The 21,043-nt window shown below is 42.4% G+C and carries 20 protein-coding genes and 1 pseudogene; 16 read left to right on the top strand and 5 right to left on the bottom strand.

What is annotated here, in order from left to right; all coding sequences use genetic code 11:
* The first annotated feature begins 7 nt into the window (after window positions 1-7).
* From GUY17_RS17890 to murA, 4 genes are read left to right on the top strand one after another with little or no spacing between them, the layout of a single operon-like run.
* Complete coding sequence (locus tag GUY17_RS17890) at window positions 8-676, top strand: phospholipid-binding protein MlaC (RefSeq protein WP_194956034.1); 669 nt, start codon at window positions 8-10, stop codon at window positions 674-676.
* A complete protein-coding gene (locus GUY17_RS17885) occupies window positions 673-972 on the top strand; it encodes a lipid asymmetry maintenance protein MlaB (RefSeq protein WP_101085192.1) in 300 nt (99 codons plus the stop codon). The genes GUY17_RS17890 and GUY17_RS17885 overlap by 4 nt, the downstream gene beginning before the upstream one ends.
* Window positions 973-999: 27 nt before the next feature.
* On the top strand, window positions 1,000-1,251 hold the full coding sequence (locus GUY17_RS17880; protein WP_011638802.1) for a BolA family protein: 252 nt from the start codon (window positions 1,000-1,002) through the stop codon (window positions 1,249-1,251).
* A 15-nt stretch (window positions 1,252-1,266) separates the two neighbouring features.
* Entirely contained in the window at window positions 1,267-2,526 is a 1,260-nt protein-coding gene (murA, locus tag GUY17_RS17875; RefSeq protein ID WP_101085193.1) for a UDP-N-acetylglucosamine 1-carboxyvinyltransferase, read from the top strand.
* 112 nt (window positions 2,527-2,638) lie between these two features.
* On the opposite strand, the gene degS is transcribed toward murA, so the two are convergent.
* Together degS and degQ are read right to left on the bottom strand one after the other, a co-directional pair.
* Window positions 2,639-3,718 (bottom strand): outer membrane-stress sensor serine endopeptidase DegS, encoded by a 1,080-nt coding sequence (gene degS, locus GUY17_RS17870; RefSeq protein WP_162023890.1) that lies wholly within the window; start codon window positions 3,716-3,718, stop codon window positions 2,639-2,641.
* Between the two features lie 156 nt (window positions 3,719-3,874).
* Window positions 3,875-5,224 (bottom strand): Do family serine endopeptidase DegQ, encoded by a 1,350-nt coding sequence (gene degQ / locus GUY17_RS17865; RefSeq protein WP_162023889.1) that lies wholly within the window; start codon window positions 5,222-5,224, stop codon window positions 3,875-3,877.
* Between the two features lie 322 nt (window positions 5,225-5,546).
* Between degQ and zapE the strand changes: the two genes are divergently transcribed.
* The 8 genes from zapE (at window position 5,547) to rlmB (ending at window position 13,749) form a co-directional block, all read left to right on the top strand.
* Window positions 5,547-6,659 carry a cell division protein ZapE gene (gene zapE / locus GUY17_RS17860; RefSeq protein WP_162023888.1) on the top strand — a complete coding sequence of 371 codons (1,113 nt, stop codon included), beginning with the start codon at window positions 5,547-5,549 and terminating at the stop codon, window positions 6,657-6,659.
* A gap of 263 nt (window positions 6,660-6,922) precedes the next feature.
* Window positions 6,923-7,351 carry a 50S ribosomal protein L13 gene (rplM, locus tag GUY17_RS17855; RefSeq protein ID WP_011638797.1) on the top strand — a complete coding sequence of 143 codons (429 nt, stop codon included), beginning with the start codon at window positions 6,923-6,925 and terminating at the stop codon, window positions 7,349-7,351.
* 17 nt (window positions 7,352-7,368) lie between these two features.
* Window positions 7,369-7,761 carry a 30S ribosomal protein S9 gene (rpsI, locus tag GUY17_RS17850; RefSeq protein ID WP_011494965.1) on the top strand — a complete coding sequence of 131 codons (393 nt, stop codon included), beginning with the start codon at window positions 7,369-7,371 and terminating at the stop codon, window positions 7,759-7,761.
* 392 nt (window positions 7,762-8,153) lie between these two features.
* Entirely contained in the window at window positions 8,154-8,342 is a 189-nt protein-coding gene (locus tag GUY17_RS17845) for a DUF2065 domain-containing protein (protein ID WP_011638796.1), read from the top strand.
* A 69-nt stretch (window positions 8,343-8,411) separates the two neighbouring features.
* Window positions 8,412-9,707 (top strand): adenylosuccinate synthase, encoded by a 1,296-nt coding sequence (locus GUY17_RS17840; RefSeq protein ID WP_101085197.1) that lies wholly within the window; start codon window positions 8,412-8,414, stop codon window positions 9,705-9,707.
* A gap of 98 nt (window positions 9,708-9,805) precedes the next feature.
* Window positions 9,806-10,447, top strand: a complete 642-nt coding sequence (locus tag GUY17_RS17835) for a tetratricopeptide repeat protein (RefSeq protein ID WP_101085198.1) — start codon at window positions 9,806-9,808, stop codon at window positions 10,445-10,447.
* Between the two features lie 37 nt (window positions 10,448-10,484).
* Entirely contained in the window at window positions 10,485-13,004 is a 2,520-nt protein-coding gene (gene rnr, locus GUY17_RS17830; protein ID WP_162023887.1) for a ribonuclease R, read from the top strand.
* A 4-nt stretch (window positions 13,005-13,008) separates the two neighbouring features.
* Window positions 13,009-13,749: a 23S rRNA (guanosine(2251)-2'-O)-methyltransferase RlmB gene (rlmB, locus tag GUY17_RS17825; protein WP_162023886.1), complete on the top strand. Its 741-nt coding sequence runs from the start codon at window positions 13,009-13,011 to the stop codon at window positions 13,747-13,749.
* 216 nt (window positions 13,750-13,965) lie between these two features.
* On the opposite strand, the gene GUY17_RS17820 is transcribed toward rlmB, so the two are convergent.
* Complete coding sequence (locus GUY17_RS17820; protein ID WP_162023885.1) at window positions 13,966-15,390, bottom strand: MFS transporter; 1,425 nt, start codon at window positions 15,388-15,390, stop codon at window positions 13,966-13,968.
* A gap of 81 nt (window positions 15,391-15,471) precedes the next feature.
* Window positions 15,472-16,224, bottom strand: a complete 753-nt coding sequence (locus GUY17_RS17815; RefSeq protein ID WP_174839655.1) for a DUF481 domain-containing protein — start codon at window positions 16,222-16,224, stop codon at window positions 15,472-15,474.
* A gap of 216 nt (window positions 16,225-16,440) precedes the next feature.
* On the opposite strand from GUY17_RS17815, the gene rpsF reads away from it, so the two are divergent.
* The 4 genes from rpsF to rplI are packed head-to-tail and all read left to right on the top strand — an operon-like array spanning window position 16,441 to window position 17,880.
* Window positions 16,441-16,833 carry a 30S ribosomal protein S6 gene (gene rpsF, locus GUY17_RS17810; protein WP_011638789.1) on the top strand — a complete coding sequence of 131 codons (393 nt, stop codon included), beginning with the start codon at window positions 16,441-16,443 and terminating at the stop codon, window positions 16,831-16,833.
* A gap of 21 nt (window positions 16,834-16,854) precedes the next feature.
* The gene (gene priB / locus GUY17_RS17805; protein ID WP_011638788.1) at window positions 16,855-17,142 is read left to right on the top strand and encodes a primosomal replication protein N; all 288 of its coding nucleotides are present in this window, start codon (window positions 16,855-16,857) and stop codon (window positions 17,140-17,142) included.
* A gap of 12 nt (window positions 17,143-17,154) precedes the next feature.
* Window positions 17,155-17,382, top strand: coding sequence for a 30S ribosomal protein S18 (rpsR, locus tag GUY17_RS17800; RefSeq protein ID WP_101085203.1), 228 nt, complete (start codon window positions 17,155-17,157; stop codon window positions 17,380-17,382).
* Between the two features lie 45 nt (window positions 17,383-17,427).
* Entirely contained in the window at window positions 17,428-17,880 is a 453-nt protein-coding gene (gene rplI / locus GUY17_RS17795) for a 50S ribosomal protein L9 (RefSeq protein WP_162023883.1), read from the top strand.
* Between the two features lie 916 nt (window positions 17,881-18,796).
* On the opposite strand, the pseudogene GUY17_RS17790 reads toward rplI, so the two are convergent.
* Window positions 18,797-20,980: pseudogene (locus GUY17_RS17790) on the bottom strand (S46 family peptidase); the annotation flags it as partial.
* Window positions 20,981-21,043: the final 63 nt, after the last annotated feature.

Genomic DNA, 21,043 nt, shown 5'->3' with positions numbered 1-21,043 from the left:
CCCTATTATGAAAACGTTTTTTAGTCGTGTTATAGCTTTATGCCTAGTGGGCAGTGCTGTTATCAGCCAAGGTGCTACGGCTGCTAATGATGAGGTGAATACTAGTGATCCTTATGAGATGATTAAACAAGTAGCCAATATGACCTTTGATCGGTTTAAATCAGATAAAGAATTAATTAATGCCGATTTAAGTCATTTAAAAGTGATTGTACGTGAAGAGCTTATGCCTTACGTCGATTATAAATACGCTGCGTATAAAGTCATGGGGCAGTATTTAAGTGATACCACCGTAGATCAACGTAATCGTTTTGTTGAGGCTTTCGAAGGCTATTTAGTCGCAACTTATGCTCAAGCATTAACAGAATATACCGATCAAAAAGTGGCCTTTGATCCGCCGAGTGATTTTAGCGACGAAAAAATAGTTGAAGTAAACGTGCAGATTATCGAAAAAGGTCGTCCACCGATTAAAATTCAATTTAAAGCGCGTCGTCTGAAAGACAACACTTGGAAAGCATTTGATTTAGTGGCGGAAGGGGTGAGTTTACTCGCCTCTAAACAGTCTGAAATTTCAAACTTAATCCGTCAGCAAGGTATTGAAGCGGTGATTACAATGTTGAATGATAAAACCCAACAGAATATTGATCGCCAACCAGCAAAAGAAGCAGCCGCTGCGTGATTACCTTTAATCAACAAGAGCAACGTTGCATTGTCAGCGGTCGGTTAACACAAGATGATGTAAAACAATTGTGGCCTAAACGCCATGAATTGTTTACTGCATCTACTCAAGTGGTAGACTTATCAGCATTGGAATACGTCGACAGTGCAGGTGTTGCATTGTTATTAGCGTTTATCAAACTACATGCTTCAAGTAGCCAAGAAACAAGTGTGTCACGTCAATTGGTTAATCCAAGTGATCAGCTCAAGAAAATGATTGAGCTTTATGATTTAGACGCTTTTTTCAGCCAAATATAGTCTCAAATAGTAAAGGTAATTGATTTCATGGAATGCAAGGTTATTGAACAGATTTTAACAGAGGCGTTGTCGCTAACAGAAGCACATGTGACCTCTGATGGCAGCCATTACAAAGTGGTCGCCGTGGGTGAATGCTTCGAAGGCATGAGCCGTGTAAAACAACAGCAGGCGATTTATACTCCTTTAGCTGAGCAAATTGCCAGTGGTGAATTGCACGCGTTAACGATTAAAACTTTTACGCCTACCCAGTGGAAGCGTGAAAAACTTTTCAATATGTAACAACTGAGACTCACAGTGGATAAATTAACTATTAAAGCCAGCAAACCTTTAGCTGGCGAAGTCGTGATCTCTGGTGCAAAAAACGCAGCATTGCCAATTTTAATGGCTGGCGTATTAGCTGAAACAGATTTTATTGTCTCAAATGTGCCTAACTTACGTGACGTGATCACCAGCTGTGAACTACTACGCTGTTTAGGTGCAGAGGTTGAAGACTTAGGCGGTAGCCGCATTCGTATTTCAACCACCAATTTAAATGAATACTGCGCCCCTTATGATTTAGTCAAAACAATGCGCGCTTCTATTCTTATTTTAGGTCCATTGCTTGCCCGTTATGGTACTGCAGATGTTTCTTTGCCTGGCGGTTGTGCTATTGGCGCACGTCCGGTGAATCTGCATTTACATGGTTTAGAGTTAATGGGAGCTAAGATTGAAGTCAAAGAAGGCTACATCAAAGCGCGCGTAGATGGTCGTTTAAAAGGCGCACATATCTTTATGGATATGGTCAGTGTCGGCGCAACTGAAAACTTGCTTATGGCCGCTGCGTTAGCTGATGGCACCACAGTGATTGAAAATGCTGCCCGTGAACCTGAAGTCACTGATTTAGCACATTGCTTAATTGCTATGGGTGCAAAGATTACTGGTGTAGGCACTGCGACCTTAAAGATTGAAGGGGTTGAGCGTTTATCGGGTTGCGAATATCGTGTTATGCCTGATCGCATCGAGACCGGTTCCTTCCTGGTTGCCGCAGCTGTAACGCGTGGCAAAATTCGCTGTGTATCTGCAGACCCTAGTGCATTAGAAGCGGTGTTATCAAAGCTTGAAGATGCCGGTGCTGAGATCACGACCGGCGAGGACTGGATTGAGCTTGATATGAAAGGCCAACGTCCAAAATCAGTCAATATTAAAACTGCACCTTATCCTGCGTTTCCAACCGATATGCAAGCGCAATTTTGTGTGTTGAATGCTCTTGCTGAAGGCACTGGCCGTGTTACAGAGACGATTTTCGAGAATCGTTTTATGCATGTACCAGAGCTGAGCCGCATGGGAGCTAATCTAGAGCTTGAAGGCAACACTTGCATTATTCATGGTATTGAACGGTTAAATGGCGCCCAAGTTATGGCGACAGATTTACGTGCATCTGCCAGCTTAGTCATTGCAGGCTTAATGGCTGAAGGAACGACAACAGTAGATCGTATCTACCATTTAGATCGTGGTTACGAGCACATTGAAGCTAAGTTCCAAGGCTTGGGTGCTGAAGTCGTCAGGGTTAAATAGCTGGTGTGAAATAGATCAAGTGCAGTCGTCATAAACATTACTGCTGACGCATAAAAAAACCATTCATTTGAATGGTTTTTTTGTCGAAATACATTGTGAATATTTGCGTTTGCTACTCTGCTGCAGTGATCTTTTCTGAAATAATCACCGGTAGTGTTTGCTTTTTACCTTCACGAATAATGGTCATGTTGACTTTAGTACCCGGGGTAGTTTCTGCAATTCTGTCCATTAACATTTCAACACCTGGAACATCTTCGTCATTATATTGAGTAATAACATCTCTAGGAGATAAACGTGCACGTGCTGCTGGTCCGCCAGGATCAATACCTGTAACCAACACACCTTTTAAATCAGGTAAGTTGAGTATCTGGGCCATTACGGGATTAAGTGGTTCACCAGAAATGCCTAATGCACCGCGGATAACTCGACCATGCTTAATCAATTTGTCCATGATACTGTGAGCTAACTTTATCGGAATCGCGAAACTAATCCCATTACCCCCATTATCACCACCCACTTGGAATGCGGCAGTATTGATACCAATTAATTCACCACTGGTGTCGATTAAAGCTCCACCAGAATTGCCTGCATTAATGGCGGCATCAGTTTGTAGGAAGTCTAAGTAACCTGAACTTAAGCCGTTACGTCCTGTTGCACTAATAATCCCTTGGGTAATGGTTTGGCCAATATTATAAGGATTGCCAATGGCCAATACCACATCGCCTACTTGGGCGAGCTTATTAAGATTAATCGGTACGATAGGTAAAGTGTCACCTTCAATCTTGAGTACTGCTAAATCAGTTTCGGGATCGGAACCAACCACTTCGGCGGTAAATTTACGCCCATCTTGCAGCGCAATCACAATCTCATCGGCTTTTTTTATCACATGGTAATTGGTTAATACGTAACCTTCTTTACTCATTATTACTCCAGAGCCGAGACCTTGAAGTGAACTTGAATTGAGTGGGTTATGTTGATCAATACTAAGACTATAAATATTAGCAACGGCAGGGGCTGCACGGCGGACCGCTTTAGCAAAAGATAATTCTGAGCCATTATTGCTGACATTCGTTAAGCTATGGTTGAGCGGGGAGTTTTGGAGCAAGGAGGTTATGGCTAAAAAAACTGCTGCCATGATCAGACCAAATACCACAGCTTTAGTTATATAGATGCAAGTGTCTTTTAGGTTCATGGCATGAATAATTGTTAAAAAAAATGGCTGTTATATTAACATAGCTCAAAAAATTAAGCATCGACCAAACGGTTGTCGATGCTTAATTCCTTAACTGAAGTCACACTCAATAAACTCATGGTTGTTATCGAGTGCGATTCTAGTGGTTTGACAATATTAACGTAAAACTAGGTAGAGCAAGTTGTTGTCACGTAATATTTTTAGCGCTACAGAGCTTTGATTGTCTTTCAACATTTCTTTTAATGTTTTAAGACTGGTCACTTTGTTGCGGTTAAGTCCCACAATTAAGTCTCCTTTTTGCAAACCGCTCATTGCAGCTGGTGAGCCTTGAGCAATCTCAGTGATCTGGATGCCTTTCTTGCTGTCTTCTAACGTTGCGCCTTGTAACATAGGGTGGACGTTACCCGCTTCAGCTTCGACTTTATCCGCTTCGCCTAAGGTCGCTTTGATGGTCTTTTTATCACCGTCACGAATAATCCCAAACTCTACTTCTGCACCCGCGCCCATAGTGGCAACTTTTGCGCGCAGTTCTTGGAAAGTCTTAATGCTGCGGCCATTCAGGCTGGTAATAATGTCACCCGCTTTTAGTCCGGCTTTGTCAGCTGAACTTTTTGGCATAACTTCATTCACAAAGCCACCATGCTGAGTGTCTAAACCAAAGGCTTTAGCAAGTTCATTGTCAAGGTCTCGTCCTGATACTCCTAGTACGCCACGTCTTACTTCACCGTGTTCAATAATTTGATCAACAAGGTTATTAACCATATTGGCAGGAATCGCGAAACCAATACCGACGTTACCACCATTAGGGGCCACGATTGCGGTGTTAATTCCGATGAGTTCACCTTTTAAGTTAACTAATGCACCGCCCGAGTTACCACTATTTATAGCGGCATCGGTTTGGATAAAGTTTTCTAACATTTCAATGCCTAAACCACTGCGGCCTAGCGCGCTGACTATCCCTGACGTGACGGTTTGTCCAAGACCAAATGGGTTACCAATGGCCACAGCAAAATCACCGACGCGAATTTCGTCAGAATCAGTTTGTTTAATAGCAATTAAGTTTTTGGCTTCAATTTGAAGCAGGGCAATGTCTGATTCTTTATCTGCACCGATTAGCTTAGCTGTAACTTCACGACCGTCGTGTAAGCCTATTTGAATGTCGTCAGCGCCATTAATGACATGATTATTGGTTATGATGTAGCCTTTGTCGGCATCAATAATAACCCCTGAACCTAAACCTCTAAAAGGACGTTCCTGAACTTGTTCTTGTGGTGCATTTGGACCGAAGAAGTAACGAAACACATCTGGTACGCGTTGCTTGGAAACTTGGGTACCCGATACTGCTACCGACACAACAGCTGGCGTTGTCCGTTCTAACATTGGTGCTAAGCTAGGAATGGCTTGCCCGTCGACAGCTTGTGGAATGGCAGCAAATGATAGCGTGGGTGTCATGGCTAACGATGCAGTTAATAACGCGGCAGAAAGTAAGCTTAATTTGGTTTTCATCTATGGATAGCTCCTGTATGCATTCAAGCTTGATAAAATAAAATATGTGGCTTGATGGCATGATTTCAAAGTTAAATATCGTTAATCATTTTTGTTAGTGTGTTGTCGTGAGCTTGTTTAATGATGTTCTACAATAGCGAGCAAGTCAGCACAATGATAAGCAAACAATTAGCAAATTTACGTTAATCAATCAGAGTAACGGTCATCGTGTTAGTTCCATTTTTATTAACAAAGGTTAATTTGATCCGTTGAAGCCATTACTCGTATTTATTATTTAATGTTATTATTCGCAGCAATTATTTGATGCAAGAGAGTCGTAATCGTGTCGCAGTTAACCCCTTGGCAGCATTATCAGCAAGACCTTACCCGAGATGATTTTTCACATGATGCCGCACAAGAACAAGCGGTTAAGTCACTACAGCGAGTCTATGATGAATTGATTGTCGCTGCTAAACCCGCATCTGGCGTCAGTAAATTGTTTAGCGCAATAGGGATTAAGTCTACACCTCCACCAGTAAAAGGTTTGTATCTTTGGGGGGGGGTTGGCCGGGGTAAAACCTATCTAATGGACACCTTTTTTGATGCATTGCCTACAGAGCTAAAATTACGCGCTCATTTCCATCGATTCATGCATCAAATTCACCATGACTTAGGTGAACTCAAAGGCGTACAAGATCCTCTGCTTACTATCGCTAAAAAGATGGCGTCACAATATCAAATCATCTGTTTCGATGAATTCTTTGTGTCGGATATCACCGATGCCATGCTGTTAGGGACGTTATTTCAAGCATTATTTAAAGAAGGGGTTGCCCTCGTGGCCACCTCAAACATCATTCCTGATGAATTATATAAAAATGGCTTACAACGGGTGCGTTTTTTACCTGCCATTGCCTTGATTAATCAGCACTGTGAAGTCTTAAATGTTGATTCTGGAATTGATTACCGTTTGCGAACTTTAGAGCAGGCGGAGATTTATCATTATCCCCTCGATGAACAAGCTGACATCAATCTAATACATTATTTTGACCAACTGGCGCCGGAATCTGAAAAGCTTACCACTTCTATAGAAGTTGATGGGCGTGCAATTCGTATTCGTCAACAGTCACAAGGAGTACTATTAATAAACTTCCGTGATTTATGTGATGGGCCTCGCTCGCAACGTGACTACATGGAAATGGCTTGCCTCTATCATACCGTGCTGGTGAGTGGTTTAGAGCAAATGGGATCGCAGCAAACGGGTGATGATATTGCCAGACGCTTCTTGGCCATGGTCGATGAATTCTACGAAAGAAATGTCAAATTGATTATTTCAGCCCAAGTCGAATTGGAACATATTTATACCGATGGCCAGCTAAATTTTGAGTTCAGACGCTGCCGTTCAAGGCTGATTGAAATGCAATCAAGAGAGTATCTGGCGCTGGAACATTTACCTTAAGCCTGCAAACGGTACTTTTTGAAAACTCGGGCATATTTTGTTCAGCACTCATTGAGTAGTTTATTTGAAATATTATCAGAAAGCAGGTGATCTTTGCTGTGGCTTTGCGTATAATCTGCGACCTGCCCGCGTTAATCCGCCAATTTGGGCGGAAGTTGTAAGCCAATATTCATGTTCGAAGGGGCAAGAATCGGTAATTTTGTGTTGATTGCAACCTGCAGTCAGCATGTGAGACAGAAAATTAACTTTGGGTTTTTGTAATAATGAAGACTTTTACTGCTACACCAGAAACTGTAACTCGTGACTGGTTTGTTGTTGACGCTGAAGGCAAAACTTTAGGCCGTATCGCAACTGAAATCGCAACTCGCTTACGTGGCAAGCATAAGCCAGAATACACTCCACACGTTGACACTGGTGATTATATCATCGTTATCAATGCTGAAAAAGTGACTGTAACTGGTAATAAAGCTGCTGGTAAGATTTACTACTCTCATTCAGGCTTCATTGGTGGCATTAAGCAAATCAGCTTTGAGAAGCTTCAAGCTCATAAGCCTGAAATGATCATCGAGAAAGCAGTTAAGGGTATGTTACCAAAAGGTCCTTTGGGCCGTGCCATGTTCCGTAAGCTTAAAGTTTACGCTGGCACAGAACATAACCACGCTGCACAACAACCACAAGTTCTTGATATCTAAACGGGAGGAGTAAGCAAATGTCTGCAACTCAGTACTACGGCACTGGCCGTCGCAAAACATCTACAGCTCGCGTTTTCGCTAAAGCAGGTAGTGGCAATATCGTTGTAAACCAACGTCCTTTGGATGTATATTTTGGTCGTGAAACTGCTCGTATGGTTGTTCGTCAACCATTAGAATTAGTTGAAATGACTGATAAGTTAGACATCTATGTAACTGTAAAGGGCGGTGGTACTACTGGCCAAGCTGGTGCAATTCGTCACGGTATTACCCGTGCATTATTGCAACTAGATGAAGCTTTACGTCCTACTCTACGTAGCGCTGGTTTTGTTACCCGTGATGCACGTAAAGTTGAACGTAAGAAAGTTGGTCTACGTAAAGCACGTCGTAAGCCACAGTTCTCTAAGCGTTAATTCGTTTTTTGGATTCAAAAAACCCAGCATTTGCTGGGTTTTTTATTGTCTAAAATTTATCGTGTAAAATGTGCTGTGTGGGTTAATGATGTTGTATAGCATCAATGTGAATAGGCCAGAAACATCGGCCGAAAGGTACATAGCCTGAACTTGAGATAACAAACGCCTCGCAAGCAGTCCTTTGTCTTGCTAACTGCGTTATTCTTTATACAAGCAGGCTTGCAATAGGCCAGCTATTGACGCGTCAATTCGCCTTGTTAGTAAAATAAATGACAAGTTTGATAGTGGCTAATGACTAAGCTTTAATTTTTATAATGATGTAACCTCATTTATATGCCGAGTTGAGGTTACATAATTAATGGAATTGGTATCAGTTAAAAAGAGGCTAAAACATGAATTTACCATTGTTAATGACCGCATTTGGCTTAGTTTTAATTATTGAAGGGCTTGGTCCGTTACTTTTTCCTAACAAGTGGCAAAAATATTTATTAGAGCTTTCTACACAAAAGCAAAATGTTCTCAGACGCTTAGGTGGATGTTTAGTTACTGCAGGAATTGTTTTATTGATCATTTTTCAATAAAACACTTGCCTATAACCCCCTAAAATCTGTTAAAATTCTATTTTATACCACAAGACGTTGCAGCTAATAATGGGCAAAAATGTAGTCGTACTCGGCACTCAATGGGGTGACGAAGGCAAAGGTAAGATTGTCGACCTTTTAACAGAACAGGCAAAATACGTAGTTCGTTACCAAGGCGGTCATAATGCCGGTCATACTTTGGTAATTGATGGTGAAAAAACCGTTCTTCATCTTATTCCGTCAGGCATTTTACGTGATAACGTAAAATGTATTATCGGTAATGGTGTGGTTGTTGCTCCTGATGCGTTGATGAAAGAAATCAACATGCTAAAAGGACGCGGCGTACCTGTCGAAGAGCGTTTATTAATTTCTGAAGCATGTCCGCTTATCCTTCCATTCCATTGTGCATTGGATGTTGCTCGCGAGAAAGCTCGCGGTAATAAAGCCATTGGTACGACGGGTCGTGGTATTGGTCCTGCATATGAAGACAAAGTTTCTCGTCGCGGTTTACGCATCGGTGATTTGTTTAATGCAGAACTTTTTGCGACTAAGTTACAAGAAGTGATGAAATATCATAACTTCATGCTAACTGAGTACTACAAAGTTGAAGCCGTTGATTACCAGCAAACACTTGATGATGCATTAGCGATTGCTGATTATCTAAAAAGCATGTGTACTGATGTTAGCGAAATGCTTGATGTTGCGCGTAAAGCGGGTGAGCCAATTCTTTTTGAAGGCGCTCAAGGCACATTATTGGATATCGACCACGGTACTTATCCATTTGTGACTTCATCAAACACTACAGCTGGTGGTGTTGCGACCGGTTCAGGTTTTGGTCCTCGTCATTTAGACTATGTTTTAGGCATCATGAAAGCTTATACGACTCGTGTCGGTGCTGGTCCTTTCCCAACAGAATTAGCCAATGAAATTGGTGATTATATTGGTGAGAAAGGCCAAGAGTTTGGTGCAACAACTGGTCGTAAGCGTCGTCCAGGTTGGTTAGATGCTGTGGCAATGCGCCGCGCAGTTCAAATCAACAGTGTTAGTGGTTTTTGTTTAACTAAATTAGACGTTTTAGACGGCCTAAAAGAAGTTAAAATTTGTGTTGGCTATCAATATGCTGATGGAACAGTTTCAAAGGTTACGCCTTTGGCTGCAGAAGGTTATGATTTAGTTACCCCAATATACGAAACCATGCCTGGTTGGAGTGAAACCACTTTTGGTGCCACAACAATCGAGCAATTGCCTCCAGCGGCAATAAATTATATCAAGCGTATCGAAGAGTTATTAGAAACGCCTATTGATATTATCTCTACGGGGCCGGACAGAAATGAAACCATGATTTTGGTGAGTCCGTTCAAGTAAACCAAAAAGGCCGCGATAAGCGGCCTTTTTAATGGATGCTATTAACGGTTGTAACAGTTTCTATTCAAGAAATACGCTATACTGCCGATGGATAAGTCATGAAAGTGCCATTGAGAATCCTTATGTTGCGTATCTGTTTATTGTTGTTGAGTGTGGTTTCGATCAATGTATTTGCGGTGACAGAAGCCGTCGATATCTATAGCGATCAACAATTGATTTCGCTCATCCGCTCAAATCAATATTTACAACGCGTAAAAGCAGACGACTGTCAGCTGGTTCAAGACATTGAAGCCCGTGCTGAAGTATTACAGCAACCCATGTACCAATTTTTATGGGCTGAAATGCTTAATAACGGTGTTTGTGTCAAGGCTCATCCTTCTCGCGGCATGGCGCTGCTGCAAACCTCTGCTGAGCAGGGTAGCGCTGAAGCGATGGTAAAATTGGCAGATTATTATTATCGCGGTAAACTAGTGGTTAAAGATCCCAATCGTGCAGTGCAATATGTATTGCCTGCGGCAGCTAATGGGGATTTAACCGCAAGAATGACACTGGTTCATTTATTTGGTGAAGGCTACGGAAGTCCTGCCGATTATGAACTTGGCTATCATTGGTTATATAACAGTATATTTGATGACGACGCCCAACAGAAAAAGGCCTCGTCTTTACTGCAGATGCTCGCTGCAAAAATGCCCGCCAGTATTGTGGCCAGGGCACAGCAGCCTCAGCTGTACACACGTTAAAGGCTCCAAAATATGGAGCGAATTATTTGGAAATTGAATGATCAACGATCCTCATTTTGAGAGAGAACAAGACAAGTACGACAATCCTATTCCTAGCCGTGAGTATATTTTAGAATACTTGCGCGCCCAAAAGTCTCCTGTTTCCCGCGATAAAATAGCTGAAGCATTATCCATTACAGATGAAGTGCCATTAGAAGCCCTCCGCCGTCGTTTACGTGCAATGGAGCGTGATGGCCAGCTAGTCTTTACCCGCGGACAAAGCTATGGCTTACCTGAACGGATGGATTTATTGTCTGGTACCGTTTTAGGCCATCGCGATGGATTCGGCTTTTTTAAGCCAGATGAAGGCGGTGACGATTTATTTATTAATAATCGCGATATGCTGATGTATTTCCATGGCGATAAAGTGCTTGCTCAAAAAGCAGGTACTGATCGTCGTGGTCGTCGCGAAGCACGAATTGTGCGCTTAGTTCATGAGCGAACAGCTGCATTAGTTGGCCGTTATCACGTCGACGGCGGCATGGGTTTTGTTATTGCTGATGACAGACGCATCACCCAAGAAATATTAATTGCCAGCGAAGATACACTAGGCGCGCGCGCCGGTGATGTTGTCGTGGTTGAGTTAACCCGTCGCCCTGGTCGTTTTGTTAAAGCGGCAGCGAAAGTGACCGAAGTCTTGGGTAAGACAATGGCACCGGGTATGGAAATTGAAATTGCGTTACGTAATTATGATTTACCACATACTTGGTCAGCGATTATTGAGAAAAAACTCAAACGTATTCCTGACGAAGTCACCGAAGAAGATAAATTAGGTCGCGTCGATTTACGTCATTTACCGTTAGTCACTATTGATGGCGAAGATGCCCGTGATTTTGATGACGCGGTGTATGCTGAAGCAAAACCAAGTGGTGGCTGGCGTTTATGGGTAGCAATTGCTGATGTGAGTCATTATGTACGCACTGATTCAGCATTAGATACTGAAGCGCGCTCACGTGGTAACTCGGTATATTTCCCATCGCAAGTTATCCCAATGTTGCCTGAGAAAATATCTAATGGCTTGTGTTCATTAAAGCCAAAAGTCGACCGTTTATGTATGGTTGCTGAAATGACCATTTCTGCAGCGGGTAAGTTATCGGGTACTAAGTTTTATCCCGCGGTAATGCACTCTCATGCACGTTTTACCTACACCAAAGTTGCCGACATGCTAGAAGGTGGTGCAATTGCCCCTGAGCATGAAGCATTATTCCCGCATTTATTGTGTTTGCAGTCGTTATATCTGATCTTAGATGAGCGCCGTGCAGAGCGTGGGGCGATTGCTTTTGAAACGCTAGAAACGCAATTCATTTTTAATGAACAACGTAAAATTGATAAAATTGTCCCTAGAGGTCGCAATCAAGCGCATAAAATCATTGAAGAATGTATGATTTTAGCCAACGTGGCGTCGGCGAAATTTGTTAAAAAGCACAAAGGTGAAGTGCTATATCGTGTTCACGAAGCACCATCAGAGCAAAAACTGGCTAATTTTAAAGAGTTTCTTGCTGAGCGTGGTTTAAGCATGGATGGCGGATTAGAGCCGACCCCGACTGACTATCAAAATCTGATGTTAAAAATTGCTGACCGTCCTGACTTTGAGTTAATTCAGGTGATGTTATTGCGCTCAATGCGCCAGGCCGTTTACAGCCCAGACAACGAAGGTCACTTTGGTTTGGCATTAGAAGCTTATTCGCATTTTACGTCGCCAATTCGTCGTTATCCTGACTTAGTTTTGCATCGAGTGATTAAATATTTACTCGCAAAAGAGCAGGACAATGTTAACGATAAATGGACTCAAGATGGTGGTTATCTCTACCAGATTGAAGAGTTAGATGCATTAGGTGAAGAATGTTCCACCACTGAGCGTCGTGCAGATGAAGCAACTCGTGATGTGAGTGATTGGCTTAAATGTGAATATATGCAAGATCACGTCGGCGACACTTTCGATGCGGTTATTGCCTCAGTCACTAGCTTTGGGTTATTTGTCAGATTAAACGAATTATTTATTGATGGGCTGGTACATATTTCAAGTCTTGCCAGTGACTATTATCAATTTGATCCAATGCGCCAACGGTTAATTGGTGAAAATTCTCGCCAAGTATATCAAGTAGGCGATCCTGTGACGGTTAAAGTTGCGGCGGTGAATCTTGATGATCGTCAAATTGATTTATTGATGGTGGGTGACAACACTAAAGGTGCGGGTAAAACAGCGCGTAAAGGCAGTAAGCCAACAACAGCGCGCCAACGAGTGAATGCTGAAGGCGCTAAGTCAGCACGAGGTAAGTCATCTGCAAAGTCTGATAAACCTAAATCAGATAAGCCTAAGTCTGATAAATCAAAGTCTGACAAACCAAAGTCTGATAAGCCTAAAGCCAGCAAGCGTCGTTCAAGCGGAAAAGCTTCATCTCCAGCAGCAAAACCAGCGGCGGTGAAAAAATCTTCTGCAGTTGCACAAAAAACGGATGCAGCAAAACCAGATTCTAGCGTTAAGAAAAACCCTGCCAAGCGCAGCAAGAGAAAGTAATTAAATGAAAAAACAAGATACCATTTTTGGCATTCACGCCGTTCAAGCTTTGTTAGATAACAGCCCTGAACGTGTCATTGAACTTTGGCTACTACAAGGCCGTGATGACGAACGCTTAACCCCGTTAATTGATCTAGCGTCAACCTTTGGTACAACACTACAACGTGCAGCACGTAAAGTGTTAGATGATAAAGCGGGTAGCTCACAACACCAAGGTATTGTGGCTCGCGTTAAGGCTGTTAAGCCGTTGACTGAAAAAGATTTAGATGAGTTACTTGATAAAACTGCAGTGCCTTTCTTATTAATTTTAGACGGTGTAACTGATCCACATAACCTTGGCGCATGTTTACGTAATGCTGATGCTGCTGGGGTACATGCGGTTATCGTACCAAAAGATAACTCAGTAGGGTTAACCTCAACCGTAAGCAAAGTTGCTTGTGGCGCAGCAGAAACCATACCGTTATTTCAAGTGACTAACCTTGCTCGTACTATGCGTCACTTGCAAGATAAAGGTGTTTGGATTGTAGGTACTGCAGGCGAAGCCGAAGGTAATGTATACCAAGCTGACCTCAAAGGGCCGCTAGCGATTGCTATGGGCGCGGAAGATAAAGGTTTACGTCGTTTATCACGCGAAGGTTGTGATTCACTTGTATCAATTCCAATGTCTGGAAGCGTGTCGAGTCTCAACGTGTCTGTTGCCACTGGTGTTTGCTTATTTGAAGCGGTTAGACAGCGTTTAGGTTAATCACCTATCCATTAGCGTTGTTGCTAGCGAAAATAGCAAAGAATGCGATCAAAAAACGGCGATATTAATCGCCGTTTTTTATTATCTCGAGCTCAGGATATTGAGTGTTTTACATACTGCTTTAACGTTTTTATTAATTCAAAACGGCTAATGCGCTCAGTTTAAACAAGTGCACTTTAAATAAATACACTTTATATATGCAATTTATGACATCAATTAACGTCTACCGATCTCATTATCGACATCTTCGTCATCCAATTCCTCATGCCCCAAACTATCATCGTTTACTACGCTAGCATAAGCAGTATTATAACCGGCTTGCTCATCGGCATCCTCAAGCTCATCGTCGGTTGAATCTGGCACGCTATCAAATGCATCCTCGGCAGGATTGATCATTTGCTCGTTGACCATTTCTATATCCACACGTGGATCGAATGATGCTGCCAACGGCGAGCTGACTAAATCACCACCTGCCATTATGTAATCTCCAGTGGCAGTCTGTTCGGCTTTTTGGCGTAAATTAATCCACAGTAGTCTTACTAATAAAGTAAACGAACAGATTGCCATAAACCCATACAGCATTTGGTCACCTAAGACCTGCATTAAACCAGAAGCAACTAAGGGGCCAATACTTGCTCCGATACCGAAGGTCACTAGTATAGTGGCAGACAGTCCAACTCGTTCGTGTTGGTCTACGCGTGAGTTTGCTAAGGCAGTTGCTAATGGGTATAAGGTGAACGCTAAAATACCAAATAAACCGGTTAATATTAATGAATACACTGAATGGAATGGAACGACCGTAATAATTAATACGATAACCCCCAATAACGTACAGTTAATGCGAATTAATAAGCTACGAGAAATAATGTCAGATAATTTACCCATTGGCCATTGGGCTAACAACCCGGCAAAAATGGTACAAGACATGTAGAGTGCAACATGTTCAGGATCAATACCTTTGGCAGTCGCATAAGATGGCGCTAAACCATAAAAACAACCTACAATCATGCTTCCTAACGCTATTGTCGTTAAGGCTTGAGGGGCACGTTTCCAATACAGACCCATTTGTAATGGTGCCGGCGTTAACGGTTCTGGGTGAATTCTTCGAGTGATTGAAATAGGCACAATGCATAATGCAAAACATATGGCGATTAACAGCAGTGGTTCTATGCCCAAATCAGGATATAAGCTAATGGCTCCCTGGCCAGCCATTAACCCTAAATAAGATACAATCATGTAACTGGCAAATACGGTGCCGCGTTGATTATTTTCGGCCTGTTCATTGAGCCAGCTTTCTAACACCATATATTGGCACATCATTCCCATACCAACGGCAAGGCGCAATACTAACCATATGGTTAAGTTGTCGATGAGGGCATGACCCAGTGCTGATGCGGTGACGATTCCAGCACAGGCAACAAAAGCACGAATATGGCCAACTTGAGCGATAAGTTTATGGCCAACTTTGGAACCGCATACAAGACCAATATAGTAGGCAGACATCATACCACCAATCCATATTTGTGGCACTTGCATGGTGGTCAGGCTTAAGCCCAGGTAGGTTGTCAGTAGACCTGCAGCAAGTACCATTAAAAAAGTGGTGCTATATAAGGATGCAAAACTGCGAAGCGGGCTGTCCATAACTGCGCCTTTATTGGTTCAGTAAGGCTACGTTAGCCCTACTGATTGATTGTCTTGTTACGCTTCATTTACGATCAATAATTATTGAAACGTGTACAACAAGTTGAATGTGGTGACTGTATCGGTGTTTTTACTTTCATCAGGCACCACTTCAGTGTACTTGATGTTCATACCGATTTTAAATGCCCAATCTTGAATAAATGTATTTTTATAACTCATATCAAGGGTTAACGTGTTGTTGTCTAAACCTGTTTCGGCTGTTACGTCGGCGTTGAAGCTAGTATATTCTTGCAATTTTACCGTATATTTAGCCGCTGAACGTAATATTACATCACGATTTTCATCAGGGTTTGGTTCAGCAATACTGGCTTGCGGTTGGTCGTAACGATAACCAGGGCCGGCTTCAAGGCTCAATTTGGTTTTATAGTTTTTAATTAAGTCAAAACCGTAACCAGTAGAAATAGTAGAAATACGGGTATAAGAACCAAACTCGTTCCAGGTAAATTCGCCACGACCAAATACATAACCACGCTCTAATTTATAGTTAGACTGTAAAAACAATTCGTACTTTTCCGCAGTAGACTCATTTCCATCAGAGGCATAATAAGCCTTTAATGTCGCTTCTTGTTTGGTGCTCGGCGAGTCGTAAGTTAAATAAGTACGGCCGTTAAAGTTTTTAGTTTCGTTGTTACCACTGTTTAGCTGTAAACCAGCTTCAACTTCAGCATTAAAATTACTAGGCGGTTCTTGATAATCTGGTGGTACTAACGCCCATGCCGGAGCAGACAATAAAAAGAGGCAGCATGTTGTGACTATGTTTTTCATGGTTATCATTAGACTGTTTTATTCTTGACGGCGTAAACGCGGTATTTTGGACTGTCGCCATCATACCTGTATTCAAGATTGCTGAAAAGAGTGAGTTAGTGCTTGAGTTTATAGCGCACTTTATGTATCATCGCGCGCTCAAATCAGTCACTTTAATTCGTTCCTTGCCTCCACATTGGTCTGACTGAGCCAGAAAAGAGGCTACTTAACCGTAAGGAGCAATAAATGCGTCATTATGAAATCGTATTTATGGTTCACCCAGATCAAAGTGAACAAGTCCCTGGTATGATTGAGCGTTACACCGGTGTTATCACCGCTGCTAATGGTACAGTCCACCGTTTAGAAGATTGGGGCCGTCGTCAATTGGCTTACCCGATCCAAGACCTACATAAAGCTCACTATGTTCTTTTGAACGTAGAAGCATCTGCAGAGTCTATCGAAGAACTAGAAACAGCTTTCCGTTTCAACGACGCTGTTCTGCGTAACATGGTAATGCGCACTAAAGCTGCAGTTACTGAAGCTTCTCCTATGGCAAAAGCAAGAGACGAACGTGATTCACGTCGTTCACCTTCTGATGACCGTAATGTAGAAGAAAGCGCTGAAGAAAACGCTGAATAATTTTTTGTGAATAATCACTTAATGTTGTCTGGAACGATAACTCGTTCAAGACGATTAGATAGCCCTAGCGGTATAGCCCATGTGGTCATAACGGTAGAGCATAAATCACAAAGACAAGAAGTAGAAATGTTGAGAAACGTCTACTGTTTGATTCAAGTGGTATTAAGTGGTCCGCGCTTTGATAGCGTAGCAAATAAATTACAAGCAGGTGTGCAAGTTGATGTTGAAGGGTTTCTTTCACTACAACAAGGGCGAAATGGACAAAACCGTTTAGTCTTGCATGCTGAAAATGTCGAATTGAAAACTTAGGAGACTGTCAAAATGGCACGTTATTTCCGTCGTCGCAAGTTCTGTCGCTTCACCGCTGAAGGTGTTGTCGAGATTGATTACAAAGATATCGTTACTTTAAAGAACTACATCACTGAAAGCGGCAAGATTGTTCCTAGCCGTATCACTGGTACCAGTGCTAGATATCAACGCCAACTAGCTCGCGCTATCAAGCGTGCTCGTTATCTTTCTCTACTGCCATATACTGATTTACATCAGTAATATTGCAGTATTAATTATTCCTAACAGAATATTGAGGATTTGATAATGAACGTTATTTTGCTAGATAAAGTTGCAAACTTAGGTAGCTTAGGCGACCAAGTTTCTGTTAAAGCTGGTTATGCTCGTAACTTCCTTTTACCTTATGGTAAAGCCGTTGTAGCAAACACAGCAAACACTGAAGTATTTGAAGCTCGTCGTGCTGAATTAGAAGCTAAATTAGCTGCTGAATTAGCTACTGCGACAGCTCGTGCTGATAAATTAACTGCATTAGAAGCTGTTGTTATTGCTTCTAAAGCAGGTGATGAAGGTAAATTATTCGGATCAATTGGCAACCGTGATATCGCTGATGCAGTTACTGCAGCTGGCGTAGCACTTGCTAAATCTGAAGTTCGTTTACCTTTAGGTGCTTTACGCACTACTGGTAGCTTCGAAATTGAAGTTCAAGTACACGCTGAAGTTAAAGCTGTAGTTAAGATTGCTATTGTAGCAGAAGCTTAATTACTGTTTAGCTCCATAAAAAACACCGCCTCCGGGCGGTGTTTTTTTATGTCTGCGATTTAATCACTAGCCTTGTTAACACCATCTGTTTAGGCCGCATGGCCAGCTGTTTAGGATCTTTCAATGCCAGAGAATATTCCAGTGAACCTCTATTTGATGGTCACTGGAATATTGTTTACCAGGGCTAGTTTGGTTCTTTTTTAGCCGCTGCTTCAGGCGCTACTACAACAGTCGCTTTGGCCGGTGCTTTGGTTGCAACTTCGGCAGCGGCTTCAGGGGCTACTACAACTGCCGTTTTGGCTTGTACTTTGGTTGTAACTTCGGGGGCTTCTGGTACGACTACAACTCCGGCTTTAGCAGATGCTTTGGTTGCAACTTCGGCAGCTGCTTCAGGGGCTACTGCAACTGCTGGTTTGACTTGTACTTTAGTTGCAACTTCTGCAGCGGCTTCTGGTACTACTACAACTGCCGCTTCGGCTTGTACTTTGGTTGTAACTTCTGCAGCGGCTTCTGGTACGACTACAACTCCGGCTTTAGCAGATGCTTTGGTTGTAACTTCGAGGGCTACTTCAGGCGTTACTGCAACTGCTGGTTTGACTGGTATTTCAGTTGTAACTTCGGCAGCTGCTTCTGGTGTTACTGCAACCACTGCATTGGTAGGAACTTCAGTCGCTGCTTTTATTGCAACATCGGGTGCAACATCGGGTGCAACTTCAATTGCCGCTTCTGCAGGTATTTCAGTTGCAGTTTCTATTGCAACATCAGGCGCTACTTTAGTTACCGCTTTGGCTGGTGCCTCAGTTGCCACTTCGGATGTGACGACTGTTACAGCTTCAGTTGCAATTTCAGGCAATATTTCGGTTGTTGCTATGGCAGTAACTTCAGTTGCTACCTTTGCTTCTCCTTCAGTCTTGGTCACTAAGGTTAACTCTTTTATCAAATTATCAGCGTGATCGACCTTGTCCATCATCCACAAAATGTAGCGAATATCGACATGTACGGCACGGGTAATCGTTGGGTTAAAGAACCAGTCTTTAGTGATGGCTTCATAAGTTGAGTCGAAGTTAAGACCAACTAACTCACCTTTACCATTTAACACTGGTGAGCCTGAGTTACCACCAGTAGTGTCAGCACTTGATAAAAAGTTAACCGGTACAGAGTTAAAATCGGCGGGCTTGTCTAAACAAGACATAAATTGACAACTGCTTTGCTGCTTATATACCGATGTGACGCGATGTTTACCTAAGTCGTCAGCTTTAATTGCCGCTAACAGTTTCGCGGGAGCATTATACGGTGCTTCACCGGTGTTTTTGGCTAGGATGCCAGCTAAGCGAGTAAATGGCTGCTTGTATAATGCATCTTTAGATTGATAGCCATCAACCATACCGTAGGTAATACGTAATGTGCGGTTAGCATCAGGGTATACAGGCCAGTTATTTGATTTGTAATAATCAATAATCGCCTTCATGTATTCAGGACGAACAGATGACAATTTACCTGCAAGTAGCTTTTCGCTCTTTTCCAATGCCATATTGGTGTCATGAATGGCCACCGCTAAACGAATAAATGGGTCATCGCTAATCTCAAAATCTTCAGCTCTTTTACTCATCCACGCTAGGCGTTTAGCTTGGTCGGTGAGCTCTGTTAATGCATACAAACCTTCCACTTTAGACTCTAGCTGTTCAAAATTGTCTGAGCTGCTTAAGGCGTTATCAAACACTTCAGTTTTTAACGGTTGTCTTACATAGGCTTGTAAGTCTTGTAACCATAAAATTTTATCGACCACGGGATCGAAGCTGCTATCGATACGTTTAAGTGCTGCTTTAAACATTTTCATATCACGCAGCTGAAACCCTGACTCACGTTGGTCATTGGGTTTCTTCCTTTCTTTAGCTAAACGGTACAGTTTGCTAGCAGCCTGAAGCATTTCGCTTGATTGGGCATTTTTAAAGAAATAATTGGTTTGCATTTGCTGATGTTTTTCAGCAAGTAGTGCTTCAAGATCACTGATGAGATTTTGGTTAGCACCAGGATCTTTTTTAAGCCAAGCGAGAAAGTCATTCTCACGTTGCTGTTTAATACCAACAATATCAGTGGCGTTAAAGCCATCTAATAAGCCATTAAGCTTTTTCATCCGGTTAGCCATTGAGGCCATAGTGCCGGCATATTTAAGCGCGATATCTTTATCTACATCGCCCATTAAGGTAATGGTATCAATTTGCAACTGGTAGCGTTTTGCGTAGGTTGGATATATCCAATCACTAGCAAACTGTAACTCACTGGTTAAGTTGTAACGGCTGGTAGAGCCTGGATAACCGGCCACAAAAATACCATCGCCTGCTTTTACACCGTCTGCGTTCACTTTTAAGTAGCTTTTAGGCTGATATGGCACATTGCCTTTCTTAAACGTTGCAGGCTTACCGTCTTTACCCACATAGGCGCGTAAAAAGGTAAAATCGCCAGAATGACGAGGGTATTCATAATTGTCGATATCGCCGCCAAAGCCGCCAATACTTTTAGGTGGCGCATACACCAAGCGTACATCTCGAATGATTAACTGTTTCGTCAGATAATATTCTAAGCCGTGGTGAAAACTGTTAACTGAGCAACGGTAGTTGTCATCTGATTCGCAGATTTTAATTAATGCTTTTTTATTCGCTTGGATATCTTCAAAGCGTACCAAAGGTTCGGTGCTTAAGTTAGCCATAACGCTATCGGTCACGTTGGTAACTTCCTCGGTAATGTATAAGCGTTCGTTTGGCCCAGCAGAAGGTTCTTCCGCTTGGGTGTTTGCTAAAAAGCCATCTGCGAGGTAATTATGTTCTTTTTTGCTGTTATATTGTATGCCGCGATAAGCACAATGATGGTTTGTGACAACTAGGCCTTGGGGGGATACAAAACTGGCGGTACAATACCCCAAACTGACGACAGCATTCATTGGGTACTGTCCCAAATCTGCCAGTTGTGATGCGGGAATATCAATACCACGTTGCAGGAGTTTGTCGGCAATGGATGGCATTTGATACGGTTGCCACTGCCCTTCATCGGCAAAGGCAAAACCAGATGTCAGCACAAGTGCTGCAACGAGTGCTATACGCATGTATTTTCCTTAAATAATTATTTTATTTCCGTTTGACGGAGCTGTTATTCTAATCGGTAATGA

This window comes from Shewanella sp. Arc9-LZ, from assembly GCF_010092445.1.
GTDB lineage: Bacteria > Pseudomonadota > Gammaproteobacteria > Enterobacterales > Shewanellaceae > Shewanella.
Note: the sequence above shows the minus strand (reverse complement) of the source record. Positions and strands in the feature narration are given on the sequence as shown.

Excerpts from the sequence above, each read along its gene's own strand:
- GUY17_RS17840 (WP_101085197.1), top strand. The coding sequence starts at position 8,412 with ATGGGCAAAAATGTAGTCGTACTCGGCACTCAATGGGGTGACGAAGGC.
- priB (WP_011638788.1), top strand. The coding sequence starts at position 16,855 with ATGTTGTCTGGAACGATAACTCGTTCAAGACGATTAGATAGCCCTAGC.
- GUY17_RS17890 (WP_194956034.1), top strand. The coding sequence starts at position 8 with ATGAAAACGTTTTTTAGTCGTGTTATAGCTTTATGCCTAGTGGGCAGT.
- degQ (WP_162023889.1), bottom strand. The coding sequence starts at position 5,224 with ATGAAAACCAAATTAAGCTTACTTTCTGCCGCGTTATTAACTGCATCG.
- rpsR (WP_101085203.1), top strand. The coding sequence starts at position 17,155 with ATGGCACGTTATTTCCGTCGTCGCAAGTTCTGTCGCTTCACCGCTGAA.
- GUY17_RS17835 (WP_101085198.1), top strand. The coding sequence starts at position 9,806 with ATGAAAGTGCCATTGAGAATCCTTATGTTGCGTATCTGTTTATTGTTG.
- rnr (WP_162023887.1), top strand. The coding sequence starts at position 10,485 with ATGATCAACGATCCTCATTTTGAGAGAGAACAAGACAAGTACGACAAT.
- rpsF (WP_011638789.1), top strand. The coding sequence starts at position 16,441 with ATGCGTCATTATGAAATCGTATTTATGGTTCACCCAGATCAAAGTGAA.
- rplI (WP_162023883.1), top strand. The coding sequence starts at position 17,428 with ATGAACGTTATTTTGCTAGATAAAGTTGCAAACTTAGGTAGCTTAGGC.
- GUY17_RS17880 (WP_011638802.1), top strand. The coding sequence starts at position 1,000 with ATGGAATGCAAGGTTATTGAACAGATTTTAACAGAGGCGTTGTCGCTA.
- GUY17_RS17820 (WP_162023885.1), bottom strand. The coding sequence starts at position 15,390 with ATGGACAGCCCGCTTCGCAGTTTTGCATCCTTATATAGCACCACTTTT.
- degS (WP_162023890.1), bottom strand. The coding sequence starts at position 3,718 with ATGAACCTAAAAGACACTTGCATCTATATAACTAAAGCTGTGGTATTT.
- rlmB (WP_162023886.1), top strand. The coding sequence starts at position 13,009 with ATGAAAAAACAAGATACCATTTTTGGCATTCACGCCGTTCAAGCTTTG.
- rpsI (WP_011494965.1), top strand. The coding sequence starts at position 7,369 with ATGTCTGCAACTCAGTACTACGGCACTGGCCGTCGCAAAACATCTACA.
- rplM (WP_011638797.1), top strand. The coding sequence starts at position 6,923 with ATGAAGACTTTTACTGCTACACCAGAAACTGTAACTCGTGACTGGTTT.
- GUY17_RS17815 (WP_174839655.1), bottom strand. The coding sequence starts at position 16,224 with ATGATAACCATGAAAAACATAGTCACAACATGCTGCCTCTTTTTATTG.
- GUY17_RS17845 (WP_011638796.1), top strand. The coding sequence starts at position 8,154 with ATGAATTTACCATTGTTAATGACCGCATTTGGCTTAGTTTTAATTATT.